The organism is Candidatus Woesearchaeota archaeon (genome assembly GCA_027858315.1).
In the GTDB taxonomy this organism is placed as follows: Archaea; Nanobdellota; Nanobdellia; order Woesearchaeales; family UBA583; genus UBA583.
On record JAQICV010000030.1, the window covers coordinates 1 to 26,175 of the forward strand.

General features: G+C 28.1%; 23 protein-coding genes. 18 read left to right on the top strand and 5 right to left on the bottom strand.

Translation table 11 applies throughout. The annotated features are described in order from the left end of the window. Positions 1–3,326: 3,326 nt before the first annotated feature. The 4 genes from PF569_02050 to PF569_02065 all read left to right on the top strand — a co-directional run bounded on the left by PF569_02050 (position 3,327) and on the right by PF569_02065 (position 4,706). Entirely contained in the window at positions 3,327–3,503 is a 177-nt protein-coding gene (locus PF569_02050) for a hypothetical protein (protein MDA3855013.1), read from the top strand. 9 nt (positions 3,504–3,512) lie between these two features. After that, positions 3,513–3,665, top strand: coding sequence for a hypothetical protein (locus PF569_02055; GenBank protein MDA3855014.1), 153 nt, complete (start codon positions 3,513–3,515; stop codon positions 3,663–3,665). Then, positions 3,658–3,801 (top strand): hypothetical protein, encoded by a 144-nt coding sequence (locus tag PF569_02060; GenBank protein MDA3855015.1) that lies wholly within the window; start codon positions 3,658–3,660, stop codon positions 3,799–3,801. Before PF569_02055 ends, PF569_02060 begins: the two co-directional genes overlap by 8 nt. A gap of 668 nt (positions 3,802–4,469) precedes the next feature. Then, positions 4,470–4,706, top strand: coding sequence for a hypothetical protein (locus tag PF569_02065; GenBank protein ID MDA3855016.1), 237 nt, complete (start codon positions 4,470–4,472; stop codon positions 4,704–4,706). 2,581 nt (positions 4,707–7,287) lie between these two features. On the opposite strand, the gene PF569_02070 is transcribed toward PF569_02065, so the two are convergent. Beyond that, positions 7,288–7,560: a hypothetical protein gene (locus PF569_02070; protein MDA3855017.1), complete on the bottom strand. Its 273-nt coding sequence runs from the start codon at positions 7,558–7,560 to the stop codon at positions 7,288–7,290. Positions 7,561–8,980: 1,420 nt separating this feature from the next. On the opposite strand from PF569_02070, the gene PF569_02075 reads away from it, so the two are divergent. The 3 genes from PF569_02075 (at position 8,981) to PF569_02085 (ending at position 11,755) form a co-directional block, all read left to right on the top strand. Continuing rightward, a complete protein-coding gene (locus PF569_02075) occupies positions 8,981–9,181 on the top strand; it encodes a hypothetical protein (GenBank protein ID MDA3855018.1) in 201 nt (66 codons plus the stop codon). A gap of 162 nt (positions 9,182–9,343) precedes the next feature. Beyond that, positions 9,344–9,481, top strand: a complete 138-nt coding sequence (locus tag PF569_02080; GenBank protein MDA3855019.1) for a hypothetical protein — start codon at positions 9,344–9,346, stop codon at positions 9,479–9,481. Between the two features lie 2,070 nt (positions 9,482–11,551). Next, on the top strand, positions 11,552–11,755 hold the full coding sequence (locus tag PF569_02085) for a hypothetical protein (protein ID MDA3855020.1): 204 nt from the start codon (positions 11,552–11,554) through the stop codon (positions 11,753–11,755). A 236-nt stretch (positions 11,756–11,991) separates the two neighbouring features. Here the strand turns inward: PF569_02085 and PF569_02090 are convergent, their stop codons facing one another. Continuing rightward, entirely contained in the window at positions 11,992–12,213 is a 222-nt protein-coding gene (locus PF569_02090) for a hypothetical protein (GenBank protein MDA3855021.1), read from the bottom strand. A gap of 337 nt (positions 12,214–12,550) precedes the next feature. Between PF569_02090 and PF569_02095 the strand changes: the two genes are divergently transcribed. Next, a complete protein-coding gene (locus tag PF569_02095; GenBank protein ID MDA3855022.1) occupies positions 12,551–12,730 on the top strand; it encodes a hypothetical protein in 180 nt (59 codons plus the stop codon). Between the two features lie 164 nt (positions 12,731–12,894). On the opposite strand, the gene PF569_02100 is transcribed toward PF569_02095, so the two are convergent. Continuing rightward, a complete protein-coding gene (locus tag PF569_02100; protein ID MDA3855023.1) occupies positions 12,895–13,158 on the bottom strand; it encodes a hypothetical protein in 264 nt (87 codons plus the stop codon). 1,110 nt (positions 13,159–14,268) lie between these two features. Then, entirely contained in the window at positions 14,269–14,628 is a 360-nt protein-coding gene (locus tag PF569_02105) for a hypothetical protein (protein MDA3855024.1), read from the bottom strand. A gap of 2,287 nt (positions 14,629–16,915) precedes the next feature. Between PF569_02105 and PF569_02110 the strand changes: the two genes are divergently transcribed. The 3 genes from PF569_02110 (at position 16,916) to PF569_02120 (ending at position 21,084) form a co-directional block, all read left to right on the top strand. After that, on the top strand, positions 16,916–17,059 hold the full coding sequence (locus PF569_02110; protein MDA3855025.1) for a hypothetical protein: 144 nt from the start codon (positions 16,916–16,918) through the stop codon (positions 17,057–17,059). A gap of 1,712 nt (positions 17,060–18,771) precedes the next feature. Then, positions 18,772–18,930 (top strand): hypothetical protein, encoded by a 159-nt coding sequence (locus tag PF569_02115; GenBank protein ID MDA3855026.1) that lies wholly within the window; start codon positions 18,772–18,774, stop codon positions 18,928–18,930. A gap of 2,031 nt (positions 18,931–20,961) precedes the next feature. Next, positions 20,962–21,084 (top strand): hypothetical protein, encoded by a 123-nt coding sequence (locus PF569_02120; protein MDA3855027.1) that lies wholly within the window; start codon positions 20,962–20,964, stop codon positions 21,082–21,084. 62 nt (positions 21,085–21,146) lie between these two features. On the opposite strand, the gene PF569_02125 is transcribed toward PF569_02120, so the two are convergent. After that, on the bottom strand, positions 21,147–21,383 hold the full coding sequence (locus PF569_02125; GenBank protein ID MDA3855028.1) for a hypothetical protein: 237 nt from the start codon (positions 21,381–21,383) through the stop codon (positions 21,147–21,149). A gap of 1,668 nt (positions 21,384–23,051) precedes the next feature. Here PF569_02125 and PF569_02130 point away from each other — a divergent pair. The 7 genes from PF569_02130 to PF569_02160 all read left to right on the top strand — a co-directional run bounded on the left by PF569_02130 (position 23,052) and on the right by PF569_02160 (position 25,785). After that, positions 23,052–23,264 carry a hypothetical protein gene (locus PF569_02130; GenBank protein ID MDA3855029.1) on the top strand — a complete coding sequence of 71 codons (213 nt, stop codon included), beginning with the start codon at positions 23,052–23,054 and terminating at the stop codon, positions 23,262–23,264. Between the two features lie 105 nt (positions 23,265–23,369). Then, the gene (locus tag PF569_02135; GenBank protein ID MDA3855030.1) at positions 23,370–23,510 is read left to right on the top strand and encodes a hypothetical protein; all 141 of its coding nucleotides are present in this window, start codon (positions 23,370–23,372) and stop codon (positions 23,508–23,510) included. 251 nt (positions 23,511–23,761) lie between these two features. Then, positions 23,762–23,890: a hypothetical protein gene (locus tag PF569_02140; GenBank protein ID MDA3855031.1), complete on the top strand. Its 129-nt coding sequence runs from the start codon at positions 23,762–23,764 to the stop codon at positions 23,888–23,890. A gap of 105 nt (positions 23,891–23,995) precedes the next feature. Further along, positions 23,996–24,466: a hypothetical protein gene (locus tag PF569_02145; protein ID MDA3855032.1), complete on the top strand. Its 471-nt coding sequence runs from the start codon at positions 23,996–23,998 to the stop codon at positions 24,464–24,466. A 234-nt stretch (positions 24,467–24,700) separates the two neighbouring features. Beyond that, entirely contained in the window at positions 24,701–24,928 is a 228-nt protein-coding gene (locus PF569_02150) for a hypothetical protein (GenBank protein MDA3855033.1), read from the top strand. A 344-nt stretch (positions 24,929–25,272) separates the two neighbouring features. Then, a complete protein-coding gene (locus PF569_02155; protein ID MDA3855034.1) occupies positions 25,273–25,443 on the top strand; it encodes a hypothetical protein in 171 nt (56 codons plus the stop codon). Between the two features lie 207 nt (positions 25,444–25,650). Continuing rightward, positions 25,651–25,785, top strand: a complete 135-nt coding sequence (locus PF569_02160; GenBank protein MDA3855035.1) for a hypothetical protein — start codon at positions 25,651–25,653, stop codon at positions 25,783–25,785. Positions 25,786–26,175: the final 390 nt, after the last annotated feature.

Sequence of the window (26,175 nt, forward strand, 5' to 3'; positions counted from 1 at the left end):
CCCTCCCTCCCAAAATACAAACAAAGATAATTAGATCCTATCTAATTATCTTAACAATATATAATCCCATTATATATAATATATATATATGTAATATATATATATTAACAAACAAACAAACCCCATTAATATAATATAAAAAAAAACAAACACCCCCACCACCACAGAGTGTGTGTATATACTAACTAATATATATGTGTGTGTTCTTATTATATATATACATACCATATCACATATCATTATCTATTTCTTTTTTTTTATTTTTCTTATTTCTTTTATTTTTTTTCGTGTTTTTTTTTATTGTCGTTTTGTTGTTTAGTTTGGTTGTGGGGTGTCTTTGGGGTAGTAGGGTATAGTATAGTATAGTACTCCCCTACCCACCTTAAAAAAATTTTTGCGTGTAGTCTATATAGATTTTTTTACACAAACTTATATGATCATTTTGTTGCATTATTTTAAATTATTAATATAATGTTAATACTTTTACCCAAAGAGTAATAATTGCAAAGGCACCTTAACTGGTGTCTTTTTGTCGTGTAAAAATTAGACAACAAAAAAAGCCCCGTTAAATTTCTGGAGGGCTTTTAATATATAGGATATTAACTAATGCAAGTAACAGTAAATGTGTTATCAGCAGTAGCAGCAGCAGCAAGAGTAACAGTAAGAGTAGTAGCAGCGACTGCAACATCATCTATGAATTGATTTTGTTTTCAAGCAGATGTAATTCAGATAACAGTAGCAGAATCAATAACAGTAGCAGTTCAAGTAGTTCTTTTAGTTAATACAGTAACTGTATGAAAAGTAATTTTAGTCTTAGCTAATGATATTGCTTCATCAACAACTTTAGCTTCAGTAACTGCGTCATCAACTATATTGATAGTATCTACTGAATCAATAGCTAATGTTTCGGCTTCATCGTTTTCACCATCTCAATCAACATCGTTGTAAACAATAGCAACCCAAGCTGAACCATTCCATTTCTTATAATCAACTCAATCTAATCTAGTTTCTCAAACTTTTACGTTTGTAGTAGGTAATGCCATAATGTATTTAATAAAAAAATAAGTAACTAAATAATATTCCTTTTATAAATTAAGTCAAAAAAAAACTACTTATTAGGTAGTTTTCAAAAAATTTTTTTTATGCTTTGGTATCTTTAGCTGTCATACCTAAGTCTTTTACTTCTACTTTATATGTACCAAGTAATCTATAGTTATGTTCTTCTACAACATCATATATTTTAATATTAAGATTTCAAACTTCATCAGTATCATGTAATAGAGTTTTTCATCTAGAAATCATTTTATCAAAACCATATTGGAATTTTTCAAAATCATTTTTGAATTCAAGTTTAGGAACTTTGATTCCTGCTTTTTCTTCTTTAGTAAGTTTAACATCTTTCATTTTCTCATCATGCTCGCTTTGAAGAGAGGCATTTTGATCATCTATTGTTTTCTTAAAATTAATTTGTTTATCAATTACATCTAATAATTTTCAAACAGTAGCGTTATCAAAAGCAGCTCAGTAAGAATTAGCTTGTAATTCATTATATTTCTTTCATTCAGACATATTGTGTAATGGTTAATTATAAAGTTTTATTAAATTGTCTTGATCCTCTAAATCTAACAGACTTATATGAATCAATAGGCATAACAGTTTTAGTTTTAAAATTATATGCGTCTCTCTTATTAGTTTCCTGTACAGTAAATTTTCATACTGTTGGAAGCAAAACATCTTTTCATGCTCTGAGATTATGTTTAATTATATTCATAAATCAATCTAGAATTGCCTTAGATTCATTCATAGGTAAACCAAACTCAGTAGCTACTTGCTTTATGAGATCTCGTTTATTCATAAGCTATTGTTAAAGGATAAAGTAAAACCAGTATATACTGTATTTAACTTATGTCAAAACTTTCTTTAAAAAAGATTTGCATTACAAAAAATATTAACTATAATATTTATGTATTAGTTCTATTTAATATAGACTTAATATTTCACTCTTGGTTTGGGAAAGCTATTAGGAGTGAGATATTAAGTACAGCTAATGCAGAAACTTACCTTTGAGCCAGCTTTCCCAATGCGCTCATGGGTATTTTTTTTATTCTTAAAAATATAATTATGGAGAGAGATTTCAAATGAATATGGATTCCAAAAGAAATATGGACCTCACAAAAAATGACATTACAAGAAAAGGTATTCTTCGTAGAGATAGGATCATTAGATAATGACCAATGATGTTTTGCTACAAATGAATACTTCATGAATTTCTTTTGACTATGACTTACAAGAGTATCATCAGTAATCAAAAGCTTGATATCAAAGGGATTTATCACATCAAAATTAAACTATAAACCAGGAACTAAACAAGTACTAAATAGAATATTGAGAGTTTGCTTTAAAACCTCCCTCACAAAAGTGGGGGAGGGGTATGTCACAAAACAGGGGGAGGGTCCCTCACAAATGTGAAAGGATAATAATACATATAATAATACAACTTCTTCTAAAGAAGAAGTATCATCAGCAAATGAAAAAAAGAAACCATTAGCTATTGAAGTTTTAAAAAACTACGAGTTGTTATTCAAAGGACATAAAAGAAGAACAAATAAGAAGTTAGCAAATGAAAGAATAATATCCCTGCTTTCCGAATTAGATTATGAAAAAATAATAGATGCTATTAAATTATATAAAAAAGATAGAAGAGAAGCTATAGCTAATTGAGAATGGAAGTTCATAAAAACAGCCGATACGTTCTTTTGATTTGAAAGAGGTACGAAGACAAGGTACATACATAAGTTCGTTGATGACACGATTAAAAAAGCACCACCAAAGGTATTTGATGAACAAGAAGAATGAAATAAATTTTTAGATATTAACTGATACTTATAATGTTAAGCAAACTTTCTAACGCAGAAACAAATATAGAATATACTAAACTTGTTAACTGAAGAATAAAGATAATAACCAAAGAAGAAGCATGACTTAATAAAACAAAAGACATCTACTTCTTACCAGGAATAAGAACTGATCTAGAATATACAGGATATAATAGAGCAAAGGATGAAGATATCGCTTTTAAAAATTACTTCGTAATTGATTTAGACATAAGGAAGAATTCAAAAGAACTCAAATGAATAGAGATAGACGACCAGGAAATAATAGATTTCTGATTAAGCTTAAAAGAATTTTTAGCAGAAGAAGAAAGTATATTTGCACAATGGTCATATATAATATTCACTTGAAATGGCTTACATATCTATTATATAAATCATATATGAGATATATCAAAAGAAGATTATGCTAATTGAGTACAAGAAATATATAATATGTGGAATGAATTCTGGGGAGATGAAGTACTCTATGCAGATAATGCTTGTAAAAATATAGCTAGAATTCTAAGGCTTCCAGGAAGTGTTAATCAAAAGAATGGTTCACTTGTAAAAATAATAGCAGAACAAGATATTAAATCAGAACTAATTTCAAACATAAAAGAATATGCTTGAAAAGTTAGAATGAAAAAACAACTAGAAGAACAAAGAAGAAAAGAAGAAATCGAACAGAAATTAAAAATGTCTGGCTCAGATAATAAGTTCTATGAAACTATAAATGAAATCAGAGCTTATGATATTGCACAAATATTAGTACCAGATTTTCCATATGACTGAAAGAGAAATTTCAAGAATAAGAAATGATGATTTACTTGATACTTCTATAGTACTGATAACAATGCCATCGTTAATTGATGAAGTAGATTTTTCAACTGGGGAGATTCTAATAGTCAGTGGTGTAACTTTGCATTAGTAAAAAACTTCTACTGATATAATAACAATGAAACATTCCAATGGTTCAAAGCAATTTTAAAACATAAGTAATAAATAATGAATTTAACAGAAGCACAAAAAGCAGCAGAAAATTTTCACAAAGGAACTTTCAATGGAGCATTCAAACATATTAGTTTCTGAACTAAAATAACAAATGCTAAAACAGAATTATTAGCAACTGATCCTACGAAAGTAATCAAATGGGGATGGGCAATATGGGATAAAATATTCTGATGAATATACGGATGAAAGGTTTATGTTATAGGTTGAGAGTCATGAAACTGAAAATCAACATTCATAAATCAATTAGCAATGAGTTTAGCTAGTCAAGATATTAAAGTAACCAAGTATGCTCTTGAAGATAGAATGGAAGATATCTGAAAGGAAGACCTATTCTCATTTACAAATAGAATATTAAAGGCTCACGGTAGAGACCAATGGAACTTTCCAGACTTTATGAACAATGAATACACTCATGTTAGTTGAAGATATTATGATCCAAATAATATTTCTTATATCAATAAAGCTCAGAAGATTATATCTGAAAAATTCAATACAATAACTGAACTTGAAAAACAAAGAATGGTTAGTATAGACGATTTGATTAAACTTATAGAAATAGAAGTTACTACTTGAACAAAAGTATTCATGATAGATCATCTACATTATTTCCAAAAGAAAGACGGAGGGAATAGAAATGATTTAGAAATAGAGAATACTATGCATAAAATAAACGAGATATCTAGAAAACATAATGTAGCAATATTCTTAGTAGCTCATTATAGAAAACTAAACAATTCATTTCCAACAAATGATAGTTTCAAAGATGCGAGTGCTATCAAACAAGTAGCCAATGTAATTATCCATATAGTCAGAGAAGACTGATTAACAAAATTCATATTCTGAAAAATCAGATGAAAGATATGGTGTAAATGATTCCTATGTCATTACAATATATTAGATGACACATATAGTTGATTTTCACATATAGAGGATTAAATTTGCAAAACACTTTTATTTATATAAAATAAAAGTGTTTATTTATTAATAACAAAAATATGTTTTTATTAGACATGAAAAATGAGATACCTCAAAAATGATATTCATTTTTACCAACGCTAGAAAGAGTTAAGGCTATTGATATAGAGAATATTGATGGTAGATTAAAACTATTATTTGAATTACTTTCATATACTGACTCATTAAAAATGAGAATAAAGAAATGAACTAAGATATATAATCCAAGAACAGTAGCTGAGAAATTAGGTAAAGCAACTACATATAGAAAAGATCCAGCTATGGTTTGATTTAATTTCTGAATAATTATAACTGAATTATCCTTTGAAATAGAAAAAGAAAATAATTGAGAATTTGATTTTAGTATGATTAAAAGTATACTTAAGGGGGATAAAGATTATTCTGATTTTATTATTACACCAGAAAAAGTATCATTGAACAATAAGATATGGAGCTTCGTTTGAAAAAGCGGAGAAGAATATAGCTGACAAGGTTTATGATGAGCTATGAAACTAAACACAGTAAAGCTTATCGACTTATTCGAATGACTATGAGAAACAGAAGTTATTAATTTTATTGACTGAAATAAAGACTTAATAAAAAAAGAATTTAAAAATAAAAGGAATGCTTACTTATCAGTAATTAAAAATAAAATAGATGAAAAATCTGAATCTAAACTTTTATCATTAATGAAATAACATATGGCAGAAAACAATTCAACTTCGTTAGAGGGAGTAGAAAAACCATTTATGGAAAGCGTATGATACCAAATATGAAGAGCCACAAGTTGAGCTAAAAATTTAATATCTGGTACAGTATGAACAACAGTAGACTTAGTAAAGGACGTACCAGAATTCTTTACAAAAAGTGCACCATCATTTTTTGAGAACGCCTACAATAGAACTATAAACTTTGCAACTAAGTCAGCTGTCTTAGATGTAAATATGTTTTGAGATCCACTATGAGTAAAGGTAAATACAGATACAACAACTTTTACTCCAGAAGAAAAAGCAATATCTGGTCAAATGAAAAATATTTCATGATGGGAAATGGGTTGGGATTTCACAAAGGCGTTATGAGGTTTAGGAAAAGAAGCTATCGCATGAGACGAAGTATCTTCAAATTTAATCAAGTGAGTAGATAAAGACACCTTTGGTAATACGTTATCAGAGTTTCAAAAGAAACAACAATGAATAATCCAGGAACAAGAAAAACTAATAGCTGATAAAAAATATAAAGGCTTATTAGATTTTGAGGACCAAACAAAAGCAGAATATTTATCGGCTAAGTGAGTCACAGTAATTGACGACCTAGAAGACTATTCTGCTTTTAAGTCTGCTCGTTTTTCTAAGTTACCACAGAATGATCAGAGTTATTTATTATCTATGTGAAACGAAATAAATCAAAAACTTTCTGATACTAATGCTAAGATAAAAGAATCAGAAGATTTAATGAAAACATATGTAGACGAAAATATGTATTGAGGGTATAAGAAATATGAAGAAGTAAATAAAGGTAACGCTGATAAGCTTGCCAATAATGAAACATTAAAATTACAATGAAAGATATATGAGCTAACTACTCAGAGAGTAGAAAATGAAATGGTATGATTATCAAACATTACTAAATCAGCAGACATATTATGATTCAATGATGTAAAGGATGCGGTTATAGACAACATAGCTGTTGATTATAATTACGAATTGAATCTATTATGAATGGATGAATTAAAATGAAATAAAGAATTAGCAAAAAAATCAAGAGAAATAAACAAGGTTAATTATAAAATGAACATTGAATTTCTTAATACATATATAGAAGTAAAACAAGATAAACAAAACAAATGATTATCTGAAGTTGATGTTAAGAACAAAGCATTGAAACAAGTATGGACTAAACTAAATCCAGAAGAAAAAAGATTACTAAGAGATAGAGAATGATTCATAACTTGAATCGCTCAATATAAAGAAGTAAGTCAATTCGCTGATAGGAATTTTAAAATACTTAATCCTAAGGCATATCTAGATGCATTCTCATTTATGTGAGATACAGTTCAAAGAACAATAGATGAAGCTTATGATGTAGAATGAGACGAGGTTCCACATTATATAAAACAAGAAACAAGAAATCTTATTTATGCTAATGAATGAGTTAAGGATAAAATAACAAGTTCACTTACATATAATTCAGATGCTATATTATCTTTAGTTGGTGCTAGTTATTTAACAAAATTAACTAAAGCCCCAGCAGCGTTAGATAGATTTGCTGGAAAATTAAAAACATGAATAACAAAGATACCATTAAATATTGCTGGTAAAAAAACATTTGCAACTATTGTAGGTAATCTTGTTGAATGAGTATGAGCATCACAACTATATTGAGCTGCGGTAGATCCAGTTATAGATAATCTAATGATGGAAGCGCCAACTAATACTCTTGAGAGTTTTAATCAGATATCAAATTTATTATTTGATCTAGCTCCATTAAAATTCAAATGATGAAAATCATTAATATCAAATGCTGTTTCATATGAATTTATGCATTGAGATAAAAAGAAAGCAATATTAGATTTTATAGATATATGAAAACTAAAATGAGTTGCATTAAGTAAAAAAGAAGCTGTTGATTTTCTAGAAAACTGAATCGAATGATTATTCTGAACTGTATTTAATCCTAAGAAATTCGCAGATGAATTAAATACTGAATGAGGAGTATACAACATGATTAAAGATCATGTAGTTACAATGGAAGATAATCAAATGAAATGACTATTAACTGAATGAGGTTATGCATTAGCAAAAGATTATTGACAAATAATGTGATTACAATTAGATGATATAAAAAGCTTGAAATCAAATATGTCTGCATTCATATGAACTACAGACAATCTTAAAAAACAAATACTTTGAAACCAAGTATCACAATTAATTAAATTAAACGAAGAAGCATTCAATGTATGAGGTTGATTCGCTTGAAATGTTATTAGTTATAAACACGCAAAGAATCCAGAGTTAATTCAAATAAGAGAAGAAGCTAAACAAATAATACAATCTCTAGATTCGCAAGTTCAAAAATGATCTGATTGAAAATACTTAACTAATATAATTATAGAAGACTTCAATAGAGATGTTGATAAGCTACATACATTATTAAATAAGGCCACTAGACAGTTCGGTACTAAAAAGGTTACAAATGGTATTACAATTAAACTACCAAATACTAATCAAGATATATTCGTAAGATATGCTGATATAGAAGATCTAAAAACTAAGAACTTCAAAGACTTAGTTAAGGATTGAATGATTAGTTTTAAAACAAAAGACTGAGTAGAATACAAAGACTACATATACAAACAAACTTGAGAGACTTATATGTCAGAGACAATTAAGTCTACGGTTAAAAATAATCTATTTGACATAAAAGAGTTTGTTAAAAAATATAATAATTGACACGATAAGTTCAATGAGTTCTTTGTTATAAACAAAATTGAAACACTTATAACTAAATGATGAGTAACATCTTTAGATTTTTTAGTATGAGATAAAAACTTTAATCAAGAAATATTAGATGAGTTTGCAAAACTAGCTAATAATATAGTTAAAGATATTGTTTGAGATAAGCATGTTAAGAAAGATGCTATACATATAAACGATCTAAGTTGAACAGTAATGGATAAGAATAGGGATTTATGATTAGCTTCTGGAGACTTAGTACTAGATAAGCTATCAGAAATAGATTCAGATTTCATATTAGCATATGGATCATTCTATCCTAATGCAAAATTTAAGACAGATTGAAAATTACAGAATGCAATATATTTAACTTTCTGAAGTTGAATACTTTGAAGAGAGAATATATATTCTGCGATTAACGATGTTGTATTAGAAGCTAAGGGAACAATGGGTACGTTTATAAACAAGGTATCATCAATAAGGAATGAGATACTAGATTTCGCATATTCTAATTGAAGACATGATATAGATGTATGAATAGAAAAAGTAAATACAATATATTCATATTGAAATAAAACAGATCTATTAAATAAAATTAATAACGTAGATAAGATAAAAGTATTTTGATTAGTAAAAACTATATTAAAAGATTCTCCAAGAATAAAACAAGTACAAGAATTTGTATTTGATATGTTTAAGGACGCAAAGATAACAAACTCATTAGAGCCAATGATATATAATCTAGCCTATAAGTACGATAAAAATAAAGTACTTATAGATACTATGATGAAAAATCTAGATAAGGCAGAATTCAAAAAAGTATTTTCAGAAATACTTCTAAATAAAAAAATGGCTGATGCTATATCAGCTAAGATGTTAAAAAAACAATGACTAGATATTGAGAGTCCTATATTAGATATAGCTAAAAATAAATGGGAATGATATTTAAAAAGACTAGATATAGATAATAAAAAACTAGAACTAGAAAAAGAAAAGCTAAATGATTTTATTAATACATACAGAGGAACTGATGTAAGAATAGAAGAATTTGAAATGGCTATTGGTAAAGTAGATGATAGAATAGCATTTAATAAAAAGCAACAAAAAGCCAACGATACTACATTCTTAAGTAATGCATATACTGAAGAGATGTCTAGTTATATGAAATCTCACGCAGAAGATTTCGCATGACTACTTTCATTATTAGATAAATATAAAGATTTATTTAAGAAAGAAATAACTACTATGGAAGAAGATGCGGCAGCAATGACTACAAATCTTAAAAAAGTAAAAACATTAAGCAAGGAAGACAAGCAAGTATTAAAAATATTTGCAGATAAAATCAAGTGATTAGATTTCTATAAGGCAACTACAGATCAACTTGATTGAATATTACAAGAAGTTTCAGAGTTCAAATGAAATCTGAAAGATGTAGCAATGACTGTATTCAATGCAAAAAATAATAAACTAATAGATAATACAATAATAATAGAAGATATAGAAAAAATTCTAGGTTGATATACAAAAGAATCTCATCTATTAGATTATGATACAGTTATGAAAGACAACCCTTTCACTAAATGGATTAGAGGATTCGTAAATGATAATGCAACAAACAAGCACCAACCAGTAACGGATTCAATTATAGATTTCTTTACTTGAAAGAAATACGAAAAAGTAATTGTAAAAGAAGCTGATGGAATATTATCATTAGAAAAACAAATAGCTGATTTAGAAGCTGAATACAAAACAGTTAATATCACATCAGCTGATATGAAGACTTGAGATAAAACTAAATATAAAATTAAGTTAGACGAATGAGAAGAAGAAGTTGTTTGAAAAGTATTAAAAATAAACTGAGTAGATAGAGATCTATTTATCAGAAGACTAGATGATAAAGTAAAATGAAGAGTAGCATTCTCTATTGATGACGCTAAGACATGAAAAGCCTTATTAGTAACAAGCAAGGTAGACGCAGCCTATAATCTAAATGAATTTTTAAAAACAGCAACAGAAGCTAAACTAGAATTCTTCGGATTAAATAAATGAATCAGAGCTGATATTAAAAAACTAAGTAAGAAACTTGGTAACTTACAATTAAAAGAATACAAAGCTACTTGAATAGAGAAAGTAACTAAGTTCAAAACTATTGATGATCTATACAGAGGATCAGAAGAATTCAAAACATTTGTTAATTGATTGTATGCTACTGACGTAGTTGATTGAAAAATACAATACAAGGCAGGATGATGAAGAAATATGATAGCTGAATTAGATAAACTAATTAAAAACATAACAGATAAAGTAGAACTAAACGTAGATAGAAACTGAGTAAAAGTAAATGCAAATAAAAAATTGCATGAAAACTTAATAAAAGACAGAAAAGAAATCCTAAGATTATTCAAGGATTACAGAAACAAAGATTCTTATAAGTGAAAATATATTAAGTTCAAATCAGTTAACCATAAAGTTGATTCAAATGAATTAACAAAATGGAACGTATGAATTAATGAACAAGAAACTTGAGCAAGATTCGATAAGATAGTTCAAATAGATAATATGTTAGCTGCTGACATGGACTCAGTATTCTTTACTATATGAAGTATATGAGACTTCTGATTCAAGAAAGGACCTAGAACATATAATCTTAATTGAGAAATTAGAAGACATAAAAACAGATTACTAAAAGAAGTTAAAACAATAAAAGACAAAACTCAAGCATTAAAAATGTGGGATCAAATATTAGATTTAGATTCACCAGTATGAGCTACAAAGTTATTCAAAAGAATAATGAATGGAGGAGTTACTGATTTAGATAGAAAAATATTAACAAGACTTAATGCTAAATGAAAACGTATATTTACTTCAGATGAGTTCTTAGAATGAATGTTATCACAATCATGAGTAAGATCTAAACTTGATAACGGATATATATTCGCATGAAACTTCTGAGATAAATCATCAGTATACCAATTCTATAAAGCACCAAAAGAATTTACAGATAAAATTATTACTGATAAAAATAAATTTCAAGAATGGTTTTATGAAAATGAGTACGCATTCAGTAACTGATTTATTAAAAATAATTCCAAGATAACTGAGTTCAAAGATTTCAAAAAGATAGTTAGTGAACACTTAACTGAATCTAAAACATTTGAAAACTTTAAAAAAGAAATTGAAGCAGATGAGAAATTATTCACTGAATGAAAATCAACTGTAATAGAAACAACTAAAGCTATTAAAAAAAGAGAAGCATCTACAATGAGTAACTACTCTACATTCGATGATGTTGATATACCAATCAATACTTATATCTTAGAAGAAGATATAGATATACCTAAGTTTGTTTTAGATAAACTAAATATAACAAAAAGAACTAATGAATCATTAAATGCTTTCGCTAAGAGAGCAGAAGCAATTATTGAAGACTTCGATGAATTAGATATAAAAGATATTTTAGAATGAACATATACTTGAATAACAGCTGAATATATATCAGCATTTTCAAAATATTATAATCAAACTAAAGATGTTAAAAAATTCAAAGAAGCATTTATCAGAACATTTATTAATGATAATGAAGATTGAACATCATATGTTACAAGAGACTTAGCAGTAATGAGATGAGAGATACAATGAATATGAAGTAAGAAAAGAATTAATCAAATGATTGACGAATGAACTTACTGAGAATTCAAAGATCATTTCTTCGGAGAATCATGAAACAAAAGATTTCTAGGTAAATCATTAATTAATATTATTAATTCAATAGACTCAGAAGATATAGCTATTGATAATGCTGTATTCATATGAGCTTCATCAGCGAAGATACAATGAGGTGTTATCAATAAATGATATCCTAAGTATGTAAATATTAACTGAAGAAGAAGAAGAGTTGTATGAGAAGTATCATGAACTACCACTCAGTACTTCAAAAATGCGTCCACAGACTTGTTTAAAGAGAAAGAGGGACAAACGGTCTCTGATGCAATTAAATCAACGCTAAGCACAGAATCTGCACAGAAAATTAATCTAATACAAAAGAATAGAATTAGAAAAGCATTCAATAGATTATTGTGAGATATAACTGATCCAGTTATTAGATGAGATATATATAGTGAGATAGACAAAAGAATAGCTCAAGTATCTCAACATTGATCATTATGATTGTGAAGTTCTAGTATATTAAACAATAAACTAAACGACTTCTTAACAGAAGTTTCACAAATTATTAACAAACCAAAAGATATTTGACAATCAATGTTCATAAAAAAATCAAGTATATTGGTTGGTCCAGATGAAATGTTAATAAGCAATAGATCTAATTTATATAAAACATTAGAGAACGATGCATTAAAAACATTATATCCAAGTAAAGAATTATCAGAATTATCTAAAACAGAATTAAGAAACTTAAAAAATAATATCTATAGTGTTTGATACAGATATCCTGTACCATCAAAATATAATACTTGAGTTTATAAAATAATAACAGTTGAAGAAAACTTAGAAAAGTTTTCTGAATTCGAATGATTATCTGGTGATGCAGTTGTATCAAATCCATTTAGTACATATCTAAAATTAGAATGAGATAATGATGGTGATCATATCTTCTTCGTATCTGCATTCAAAAAAGATTGAACTGAAGATACAATGTGAGAAGTTATAGCTCTTGAATTATTAAAAGATGCTGGAATAGATGTTAAGAAATTCTCAGACTGATTAGATAGAATGTGAAAGTTCAATAATGATTTCATCGTTGCAGAACAAGTTACTAAGGACACAGACGTAGAAATGGTATCATCATTAATTGATTCTAGAATATCAGCACTTGATGCTAAGAATAGAATATGAGTTGTATCTGCCACTGGTAGAACAATTAAAAATCTAGCTCAGATGTTATCAATGGATTGACAAGATCTAAAACAATTAATAAAACACGACTATAGTGAGGGTTATGCACAAAATATTAAATATAGTTTCAAAGATATATGAAGTCTAAATAAAGAATTCAATAGATCGTTCTATGAAAAATATTCTTCACTATTGCAATTAATTCTGGATTTCTGAAATAGCGATAAAGCTAACTTTGATAAATATTGGTATGTAGATCTTATATGAGATTTACTAAACAAAACAAAAGAGTGAGATGCGTATAAGCAAGCAGACTTATTAGAGATTCATGAATTCATGACAGAGAAGATAGCTCCACTATCAATGATGTACAAGAATTGAGATAAATTAAATCCAATTTGAATACAACAAATAATGTATGAGCTTGACCAATCATATATATGAAAAAACTTAATGGATAAAATATTTCCATTAACTTGAACTAAAAGACAATTCATGGAAGACTTCTATGATGATTACTGAAACTTAGTTAAGTTAATTAATACTCAAAACAATATAAGATGGATTGATAATAATATCTTTACATTAAATTGAAAACCAACTGAGTTTAAAAAACTTTATAATAGAATATTCAAATGAACTAAATATAAAAGTCTAGATGTAGATTATTTAAGTAAGAAAAATTTACTTGAGATGTCTGACAATTATAGTTCACTTATAAGCGAAATTCCAGATGTTGAATTAATTAAATGAAAAACATTCAAAGAATATATAAAAACAATATCATCTTTGAAATATTTAGACAACAAAGAAAAATATGCTTTGAAAGAAAAATTATACAAAGAAGAAATAATAGATTCATTAGTTAATCTGAAAGATACAAAAGATTGAAGACTATATTATGAGGCAGCAATAATGCATTCTATAATAGAATGAGAATATAAAATATTAAATCTGTTAACAAATAAAGACAAGGTTCTAAATCTTAAGTTTACTAATAGAGAATTAAATAATAAAATTGATTTAATTAATAAACAAATTACAGATTGAGAATTAGATGCAGAGCTACTTACTAAAATTACAGATCCAAATTTAATTTCTGAAGCTAAGTATAATAAAGATTTTCAAAAAATATATAACTCAGCTATTGCCCCAAAGGACGCAGCAGAAACTTGAGTAGATATTAATTTTATGAAAGAAGAATTAACTAACAAGTATGACGAGCTAGAATCTATAAGTAAAATAGAAAGAGAGTTAGATGAAATAAATATAATGCCAGAAACTAAAGAGCATGTATCATATGAACTTCCAGAAATAAGTACAGACATTACTGATGGTAATGCGGACACAATGTTCGAAGTATTATCTTGAGTTGAAAAACAAGTACTAGCTACTGATAGAGTAGTAACATTAAGAGTTTCATCTATAGTAGAAAAATATGCACCATTCATTTTAAAATCATTTAATGCAATTAATGATTTCATGAATGTGTGAGATTCAATAAGAAACGCTAATCTAGATCATATAAAACATTTTAGTGACTCATGGTTACTAAGATCTAAAACATGAATAGGTAAGATACTAAAATGATATTGAATACAAGATACTTGAGCTATATGAAGAAAAATACAATATGAATTAATGTGATATGTTAATTGAGAATTCGTAGTTAATAAAATAGATGACGCATTATTAACAAAAATGAAAAAGCATTTTGATATAATTCCAGCTAACTTAGTTGATAAATTATTTAAAGATACTAAATTCATACAATGATTAGAAGATTATTCTGAAAAAGTAGTAAGTGCTGTATCAATAAAACTGAATTGATTAGAATCAATATGATATAAAATTCATGAGAATTATAAGTGATGAATGAAATACTCAGTTATATTCGATGCATTAGAATCTCATAAATGAAATGCTCAACTATCACTAAAGACAATGTGAATACAAACAGAGTGAGCTTTCAGAAAAATATTATGAGAAACAGAAATATCAGAATGAAGTCTAAGAATATTAATAGACCTTTTGTACACACCAAAAAGAACTGGTATGGATAAAATAATTTGATACTTCAAAAATGTACATTACTTTATGACATATTGAATTTGAAGTATATTTACTTGAAATGGTATATGGGCAGGGTTAACACAACTAACGCCTAATGCTATTGAGCTAAGAGCATACTTCAATAAAAATTACGATCAACTTGCAGAATCTATAAAGATAATGAATAAATATAATTTACTATGATCAGAATCAGTTAAAGAATTCTGAAGTTGATTATGAAAAGAAATGAATGATTGAAGTTTAATCAATGATATCTGGAGTAAAGCAGAGAGTATATTATCAATAGACAATCATTCAAGATCAAAAGATGCGAGTAAGATGCTACATATGATTTTAACAAATCCATTATGAGCGGCAGATTATCCATTAGAGAATATGAGAAAGATTGTAGCTATATGAAAAGTATTAAACCAAATGTGAATGAAAGATGTTATGTCTTTCAACAAAAAAGTAGTAGCGCATTGAGAAGACTTCCTATGAGTATTCAGACATAAGGTAAGAGAAGAATTCGCAGACTCCGGAGGTTGAGTTGTAACATCAGCTTGAATATACAGAGACACAGTATTCTCACATGCACATAATTACTTTGATAATTTCGCAACAAGATTCTTTGTTCAAACAATGTGATACTTAATGTGATGGTCATATCATAAAGCGGCAACATGAGTTGAAAGAGAATTAGGATTAGTTAATGCAGTACTATCACTAAGAGGTTGAGACTACGGAAGATTCAAAGCCCATATGGATGATTGGTTCGCATACAATTCTATGCTTGCTAAGAACTTAATGTATACAACTTGAATATATCTTAAGTTAGAAAAGTATGAAAGTAATCCAAACTCTCATGTATCGTTAGCAGAATTCCAAAGATGATTTAATAATCAGATTGTTTCTCTAGAGATAGCATTATGATCACAGACAAAAAATTGGGAAGTGTCTGGTGATTTATGAGATTGATTATGAGATCAATTCAATTACACAACATTCTGAATGGTAAAACAAATGTTTAGATTATTCAAACAACCACTATACATAAAAACAATATTCGATCATCATTCAACACAGGCTATGTTATGAAAAGAAGCTAACTGGGCTGAGTCAGCTAAGTTTGCACTTGACCAACATTATACTGGGTATATGAGATACAATGGGCTAGAGTTAGCTAATGATATATATAATACAAATAAATATAATTCAGTAACTAATCTAGCTTGAGTAGGATGACAAGACAAAGAAGATTTATTATTTGACGAGCTTATGTCTGGAAAGATATATTCTAGATTTAAAGATAAATGATTCCTAAGATCAGTAGCATCATACTTCAATAATTCTATTATGTGAACAGAAGCTGATAAGTGAGGATTCGCTATCACAACTGAAATAGCTAGAGAGTTAAACAAAATAGTAATGGACGATGAAGATCTATCAGCATTAGTAAGATGATGAGAGATAGGAACTTGAGAGAATGACTATGATCTATCTACATTAATTTGAGAAGTATGAGATAAGTTAACTGAAGAACAATACGATATAATTAAAAATATATTTTATAAAGTAGGGAACTATTGATTCCAAAAGAAAGATCCAATAACTTGATTGATTACTGAAGAATACGATACTAAAGAAGCTGCGCTTTACAGAGACAGAATCGAAAAAGCGCTATCATCATACTGAACTACATTCGAAGATATGATGTGAATGGTTGGTACAAACAAAACTCAGTTATTAAAAACTCTAGCTTATCTAGAATCTGAGCATGATATACCAAATATAATTCCATTATCATTATTCTTTGAAAGTGAAAAAGATAATTACGCTAAGATATATAAAGAAACTCAATGAAAAGTTTGACCATCTTGATATAAGATATTAGAGTGATCACAATGGCAAGAAGTAGAAAGAGATATCTTATTAAAATATCAAGATTATCTAAACTTAAATTGAGATGTAGTATTCGAAGTAATCGAAAACCATATCACATCTAAGCACTGAGACCTACTAGACAAACTAGAAGATTCATTCGAGAACACAAAGTTCAGTAAGTATGATGTATTACAATTAGTAAACAAAAGTTATCTAATAGGACAAAACATTACTGAAGACACTAATGTTTCAAGACTACATAGTAGATATGCATTAGCATTCAAATGAATATGAGACTGAGACACAGCAGTAAAAGTTACAAATCAATTCTTAAAATGAATAGATGAGTTACCAACGCTATCATGAAAAGCAAAAGCAGCCAATAAGGCAGCAGTACTTATGTGAATGTCTAAGTCGAATTATAATTTATTAAGCAACTGAGAAGAGTTTAATAAGTTAACTGAAGAATCTAAAAAGCTTTTAACTAATCGGATATATAAAACATCTAAGGAATGAATTGACTTTGATGCGAGTATGTATGCTAATTCAGTTAATAAAGCTGCATACTGAGCTAGTAATGTTTACTTCCCTAAGTATAGATCTAGTTCATTCTCATGAGCAAGACCTAACTTCAGTAAACAATTTGCTCCACTACAAAAAGCAATGCAAGATAAATTACAATACTTATCTCCAAATTCTTGAGGTTACATAAGTAATTACAACAAGAAGACTCCAGAATTTTCTAGCTTCCCAATTAACAACAAAACTTTTAGAACTAAACAGCAATATGATAAATTCTTAATGCAACAATTATTCTATTGATATAAGAGTAAATGAATAATTAAGACATATAGTACTACAAAAAAAGTTGATTATGCGTGAAAAAAGAGTATAAAGTTAAGGGCACCAAAAAAATCTAAATGATTAAAGGAAAAGAAAACTTATGTAAGTAAGCAATCTAAACCTTATACTAGATGACTTAACCCAACATTACCACTAAGTATGTCGGGAGGTGAATAACACTTAACAACTAGAAGATGAGTTCAGAAATAGTAAATGTAAAAACAGAAGTAACAGAAGCACCTCACATATGAAAGGAGGTGCTTCTTGCGCTTAAAGAAAAATGAATATGAAGCGGTAAGATAGCAGACAAGATTGAAGAACTAATGGATGCTATGACAATAAATAATAATTGAGATATTATATCAGATAATAAAATTCAATTAGAAACATTAAAATTATTTCTAAAACTATATTGAGTTAAGGTTGATCAATGATTGAACATTAATTTATTTAATATACCAAATCCAAATGAAAAATTGAAATACTAAATGAGAATATTTTAAATGAAATACTTCTAAAGATTTTATAGAATATATGAACTGACATTGAATATCAAAAAAAGATTGAGCATTAATGTTAATATTACTAAAAGACTTTATTGCAGAGTCAACTCTTGTTAAGTGAAAACTTACACTGAGCTGAATAGGAACTTTCAAAAAAATATTTGTACAAAGAGGTTCATTGAAATATAGATACGTTCATTTCAAACAAAGCTCATACATTAAATCCTTAATTAAAATTAAGTAATGATTGCATTAAGAGATATACAAAAGCCAAAAATGATAACTCCTGCATTGTTTTATGCACTACAATCATTCATCGCATGATTTATTGTAGACAGATGAGTAATGCAAAATGAAAAAAAGATTTTATACACTCCAGTTGATCTTGAAGTAAAGAATACATTCAGAGTATTAGATGAAAAGATATTTAAAAAATATAAACATTCTGATTACAGAGAATTATTATTCAAGTTTGACAAAGGATTATTAAATGAATTCTTTTGATGAAAGAATTTTTCACTAACATTGCCAATACAAACTACTTGAAAAGAAATATCATGAACATTAATGCAATGATTCATAGGACCACTAGCTAAATGACAATGAATAGATGATTTACAGTACATAATATACACAGCATTAATTAAATGACTATGAATATTCTACGATAAAGAAACTTGAGCTGTTGGATTCTGAGCTAAGCTAAAGCAATCAAGAGTTTGAATGTGAAATCAAAGAGCAACTGGTAAAGTAGTAGACTTTAATCTAGAAGCTGTACTAGCTGCGGAGGTAAAACAATGATTTATCAACAAAGAAGTATGAGATCCAAACAGAGAGTATGCATATACCCACCTATTAAGGCAGTTCGCTAAGTTCGAATTAACTTGATGGGGTAAAAACGTACTGATTAATCGGAAAAAATATAACATATTAGCTACAAGTAGAGGACAAGGTAAGACATTCAAGGCCGCATACATATGAGGTAGAGGATTATTAGACAGTAGACCAGGGTTCTGATGAAGAAACTACAGAGAAATAAAGGTATTTGTACCAGATAAAGAAAATATCTGAACACAATTCATGGAATACCTTAAATCATTCATAGGAGATTTAGATAGAACTAGACTAAAGAACTGAAAGAAAGCATTTGAGATATGACCATTCTCAGTTAAGTGTAATATAACTTGAAATTATCTAAAGGTAATATCATTACATAGATTCGGTTCATGAAACAAGAACCTATGAACGCATATATGAGAATGAGTAGCTGCTGATTTAGCAATAATAGACGAAGCAACTAGAATACCAGATGACTTCTGGACATCATTTCATCAAAGAGCAGCATTCGAAACACAAGAATTCTTTATATGTTCTACTATAAATGAAGAAACACCAGTAGACCATTGGTTCTATAGACTGTTAATTGATTGAGAAGTATGAGATCAAGAAATCAGTTCACATAGAATCACTATTGATGAGAACGAAATAATGAGAAGATGAAAAAGTAACGAAGAACGGAATAGGCAACTAGAAAAAGTTAAAGCCGAACTAAGAAAAAAATGAGATAGAGAATTTTATTCTAAATGATATTGTATAATACTAGAGGAATCTAATGTATTTCAACTAGGTTGAGTAATAGTACCAGAATTAAGTAGTAGATATACTATGGACGATCCAAGAATACTATGATTTGATTTAGGTAAACTAGATGATACAGCTTGATTAACAGTTATAAACTTAACTCATTGAGTTATCGAATCAAGTATCAAGATGTCTAATCTAACATACTGAATGCAATTAGAATATGCTGGTGAGTATAAAAAGAAATTTAAAAATTTATTAGTTATATGAGATAGATCATGAGTATGAGAAGCTGTATCAGAACAAGATACAAACTCAGTAGTTGATGTATGGATAAAATCTACAGGACAATGAGATTTAAATTTTAATAAAAAACATAGATACTATACATGCAGTAAGTGACTAATAATCACAACAATGGCAACTGTATTTTCTACTAACTTATTAAAAATACCAAACACAAATACAGATTTAATTGACCAACTTAATAATTTTATTAAAATGAAGTCATGAAGATGAGAAGTCATTTTATATAAATGAAAAGGAAAAAAGAAAGATGACTTAGTATTAAGTTCTGCGTATTGAATACTATATATGTATTCTATACTTTGACTTAAAACAAAAGAAGATATGGAAGCTTATGTGAAAGAGATTTGAAGTTATCAAACTTATGGATATACTGACACAGAAGAAACTGCTTCAAACTATTATGGTTCATTATATTAATAATAAATAATTATGGAAGAAAAATTTATATTAGATTGAGAAGAACAAAAATTAAATCCTAAATTTAAACAAGAAATAGATGATATCAAACAGGTTATAACCCAAACATCTGTTGATTTTCATAATTATATATTTCCAAAATATATAAATAACTATAAAAAATATTTATGATTTGTTGCGGAAAGATTAGCAACTATAGAAAGCTGGCAATCAAATGTAAATTATCCTATGGTATCATCAGCTGTTGATACTATGTTTAGTAACATATTTGATTTCGGTTATCAAATAGGTGTATCAGAGGAAGCACTAAAAAAACAATGTACTAGAGCTTTTGATTTCAGAAATACTTGAAAGAGAGTATTAGAAGAAGTAACTAAAGAAGCTTTAATTATTTGAAAATGATATGCTAAAGATTATTTCATAAAAGAAAAATTCAAAGATACATTCTTTTGAAAGACTATTGAGAAAGATATCAAGATGCCAAGTATGCAATACTTATCAGCATTTGATGTTATGTATGACAGATCTAAATGATTAGATAGTTCTGCATATAAAATAGTAAGAACATTCATGACATGAGATGGAATAATAAAAAAGGTTCTACCATTAGTATTAGCTGAATATTCTCCAGAAGCAAAAAAATCAACCATAGTTAAATTCAAAAAAATATTGAAATCATATAAAGATCAATTCAGTTCTAGATTTTCAATGTATGATTATAATCCAGTTAAGGCATTAACATCAACAAGTCAATGGTTTAATAGTGACGTTAGTACGGATTATTATAGCTTATCTACATGTGCATCACAAGCATGATTATTAGCATGATACTGAGATGACTCTGTCCAGGAAGATAGTAAAAACTATTTCTTGAATACAAATAAATCTACATATGAATTAGTTGAATATGTAACTAACGATAAAAAATATATATTCGTTAATTGAAATCTAGTATATTACTGAGATAGAAAATATAACTTATGAGAAATTAGAGAAGTAACATTTAGTAAAATACCAGGAACATGAAATGCAAATGGTATATCTGATAAATTAACAGTATTACAAGATTTACAAAATACATTATGGAATGCGTTTATAGATAATCTAAAATTAAATCTATGACCAATGTTCAAGATATCTGGTAATATACCAATGTGAAAATCTGGTAAATTAGATTTCAAAGCATTTAAAGCATTCAAGACAAACTGATCACAAGACATAGAAAAAATTCAATTATGAGTAACAGACTTTGCTCCAATGAATTTTATGCAAATGGTAGAGTGAACAGCTCTAAAAGAATCATGAATGAGTCCATATGTAACTGGTTGAGGTTGAGCTATTGAAAGAACTCAAGCATGAGTTGATGTTAAGTTCAATCAATATAAATCTAAACTAACTCCATTAACGGATAGTATAGATCAGATGATGTGAAACATAACTAGGAATCGGGTATTCATGTTATTCAAATTCTTCACAAGAGAAGAGCTACTAGAATTAAATATAGCAGTAGAAGATGTATTTGAAAAAGACAAAGACGATAAAGAGAAATTCAAAACAATTACTATAAACTGATTAGACATAATGTCAGTAATAGACGAAAATAATATAAGTTTTACTTATAACAGTTTGGATAAAATTACTATGGAAAATAATAGAGAAACTATTATAATGAATCTTCAGTATATGTTACAATATGTACCAAGCCAAATTAACATGAAAGAGTTATGAAAAATCTTATCATGAAAAACATTTGATGCTGAAAACCTATTGCAAGAGCCAAAACCAAAACCACCAGCACAGCAATATGGGTGACAACAATATGAAGAAGAGTTACCAGTAGAAACAGAAACTGAAGAAGAGCCACTTAACGAAGATGATCTTTTAGCTAACTTAAAAAATATAATGTAATTATGAAAAAAATATTAGGAGCATTAAAAAAAATAATTGACAAACAGTATTATAAGTACTATACTCTAGACAGAGAAACATTAATTAGACAAATGTTTCCTGGAATACATAGTATATGAGAATACACAAGAATTGATATTTTCTTTAGAAACAATGGGCCAGAAAAGGTAGATGAGATTATAAAACTTATATGAACATACTATCGGTGAGAGGTCGAGAGGTTAAATATGGAATGAAAATTTTCTGAGATAGAAAGGTATCAATGAATAGTTGACTTCATTCAAGCAATTAAAGATTACCAAGAGTATATCTTAACTGAAAAATAATACTTTATAACTAAAATTAAAAATATGGACGATTTATTATTTGGAGAAGATCCTACTATGGAAGAAGAATCTATGAGTGATTGAGTGTCGATTGATTTTTCAACTGAAGAAGAAGCCCCTATCGAAGAACCTACTGAGGAGGAAGTTAAAATCGATGAACTTATGGAGGAAGCTACTAAAGAAGAACCTGTAAAAGAAGAGCCTGCCAAAGAGGAACCTGCTAAGGAAGAAGAACCTATTGTCGAAGAAGAAAAAAAGACAGAGGAAGAATTCGACCTAGAAGCATTATTCGAATGACTAGATACGGAGATAGATGAATCTAACAAAGCACTAGATAAATTAGAAAAAGCAGGGGATTGAGATGTTTGAGAAATCTGATTAGTAAGAGATTCTTTAAAAAGAATGGAAGACCAGGTTAAGAAACTTAACAATCTAAATGTAGATTTGAAATTTAAAAACGCAGAATTAGAAGCATTTGGAATTAATGATGAAAGTCCAGAACTATTAATAGTTTCTAGAAATTTATCTAAAGCAATGAATTGAGACGACAAAAGTAAGAACAAAGTTGTTACAACCTTAAAGGAAATGTTATACAATTTAACTTGAGAAGATTTCGATGAGACTAAAATAGATAAGGATATAGATTTGTTAACTGCATCTGAAGCTTATAACACTGAGGTTAATCCTAACTTAAAAGCTGCAAAAGACGAAGACGATTATTGAATCGCACTATAATATATTCTAAATAAAACATTATGGGACTAATATGAACTACTGCTACAATATCATCTGTATTGGCGCAAGTAACACCAAAAGGTGTACAAACATTTAACGCATGGATAAGAGACTACCCAGAACTTATGTACGTAGGTTTATATTTACCAAACTATTTTAAAGATGGTGGTAAATTAAAAAGAGGTTGACTTACTTATAAAGAACAACAAAAATTATCATTCAAAAACTTATGAGCTGTTGAAGCTGATATGTCTATCAATGCTAACGAAGTTACTTGGTACGAAGCTTGATTAATGATTGAAGAATCTGGAATCGTAGGAGATGTTACTGCATCTGCTGATATCATCATAGAAACTGAAAAAGTAAAATACTTTAAAGTTGGTGATGTAGTAGTTGTAAAAGAAGCTGATGGTTCTGGTACTACTGAAGTACAATCAGAAATTACAGCTGTTGATACAGCAAATGATACAATTACTATCGCAGACACGATTACTGCTCTTGATGGTGATAGATTACTAATGGCCTATAACATAATTGAGTACGGTACAACAATCTCAAGAGGTGTTTCAACTGGTGACGTTGTTCCAGTTACAACTTATTTCCAAACTTTTGGTGAATCAATGAGTTTTAACTCTAATGAAATCAACCAAGCTAGATTGCTAGAAGACGCACAAGAATATGTAAAAGCTAAATTCAGTGTTGCTATTAACATGTCTAACAATAGATTTGCTAGAGCATTCTACTTAGCTAGAAATATTTCATGAGCTAAATCTGAAACTGCTGGTTTAGAATTCGTAGTTAACGCTGCTGAAACTAAATTCGGTGCAGGTTCTGCAATAATTGATTTTACTGGTGTACTAGACTGAAAAGCAAAAGCTAAAAAATTAGTTGAAACTATTAACTACTTTAACGCAGCTCCAGTTTACAACGGTTCTGAAACTCCTACTTTCTTTGTTAATAACCAATTCATCTCAAACTTGTCAGAGATAATGTTTGATATGGGTAACTATATGACAATCAAAGAAAAAGAAATTGAATTTGGTTTACAATCATATTCATCTCCATTCTTCAGATCAGTTCAATTTATTGTATCACATACATTAAATAGATTAGAGCCTACTAAATCTGTTGCATATGTTTTCCCTAAACATTTAGTTACATTCAAAACTCCAGAATATACTTCTGTTACTGAACAAGGAGCATTAGTTAAAACTGCTATTGGATGATACCAAGTATTAAAACAACCTCAAACTTCGGTTGATATTGTAGACTATACTGCGCAAATGAGAATGGCTAACGTATTCGTTGGTACTTCTGTGAAAGCATCATATGGTAAAATTATTAATCTTTAGTATTAATTTAATCAAGAGTTACTTCGGTAGCTCTTTTTTATTTGCAAAAAATATAGAAAAGATTATTATAGATAAGAATTTATAAATTAAATAATATTATTATGTGAATGATAACAGATAGATTACTTTGATTAATTAAAAGTATTACATGAAACACTGATGTATATAAGGTATATGAAACAGCAATAAAAGCTAAAAAAGAAAACGACTTAGAATGATTGTCTGAAAAATTAGAAAAAGGAGACGTTAAGGATTTAAAAGACGTTCAGAAAATTTTAGATAAAACATTAGACGTAAGTAGAGAAGTATCTGAAATAAATAAATTTAGAACAGACAAAGATAAAAGTAGTTCTGAATGGGACATTAAAACAATAAATGAAAAATTATGAAAGATAGATCAATACTTAGCTAATGATACTATACCAGATGAAACTAAAAAAGTATTAGAAACGCAGAAGACAAAACTTCAATCTGAATTAACTGAAGCAGAAAATACAGTAAATCCAAAAGAGGAAAAGAAAGAAGAGATAGTTCCTTGATACGAATGAAAAAAATTTCCATGAGTAGATATTGAAGAAATAGATAAAGAAGAGAAAATGAATTCTGATGTTGAGATTCCAGAAATGGAAGATGAAGAAATAAAAGTCGAAGACAAAAAGACTAAAGAAGTTGTAACAGAAAAAGAAACTAAAAAACCTAAAGAAACAAAAGAAGACAAAGTTGTCTTATGAGAAGTATCTAAGGAATTACCAGAATGAGTATTACCATTCAAAGTATTCCAAGATGAATTTGGTATGAGATGGTCATCTGATAACAGAGACAGGTTAGATAAAATAATATCAGAAACTTGAACTGAATTAAAATGAAAACCATGAAGTGCTGAAAGAAATATTTGATTAACAAATGTTCTTCTAAAATTAAAAACAGATTATGGTAAACAATTTGAAAACATAAAATGACAAATGTGATGAATATGAAAAGAAGACTGATTAGCATTATAAGAAAGATAGCCTACGCTATCTTTTTTTTGACTATTACTTACTAATTAATATAATTGAAATATATATTAATTAACTAGTTAAATATGACAGAGATAACTTATTCACAGCTGATAGCTTATA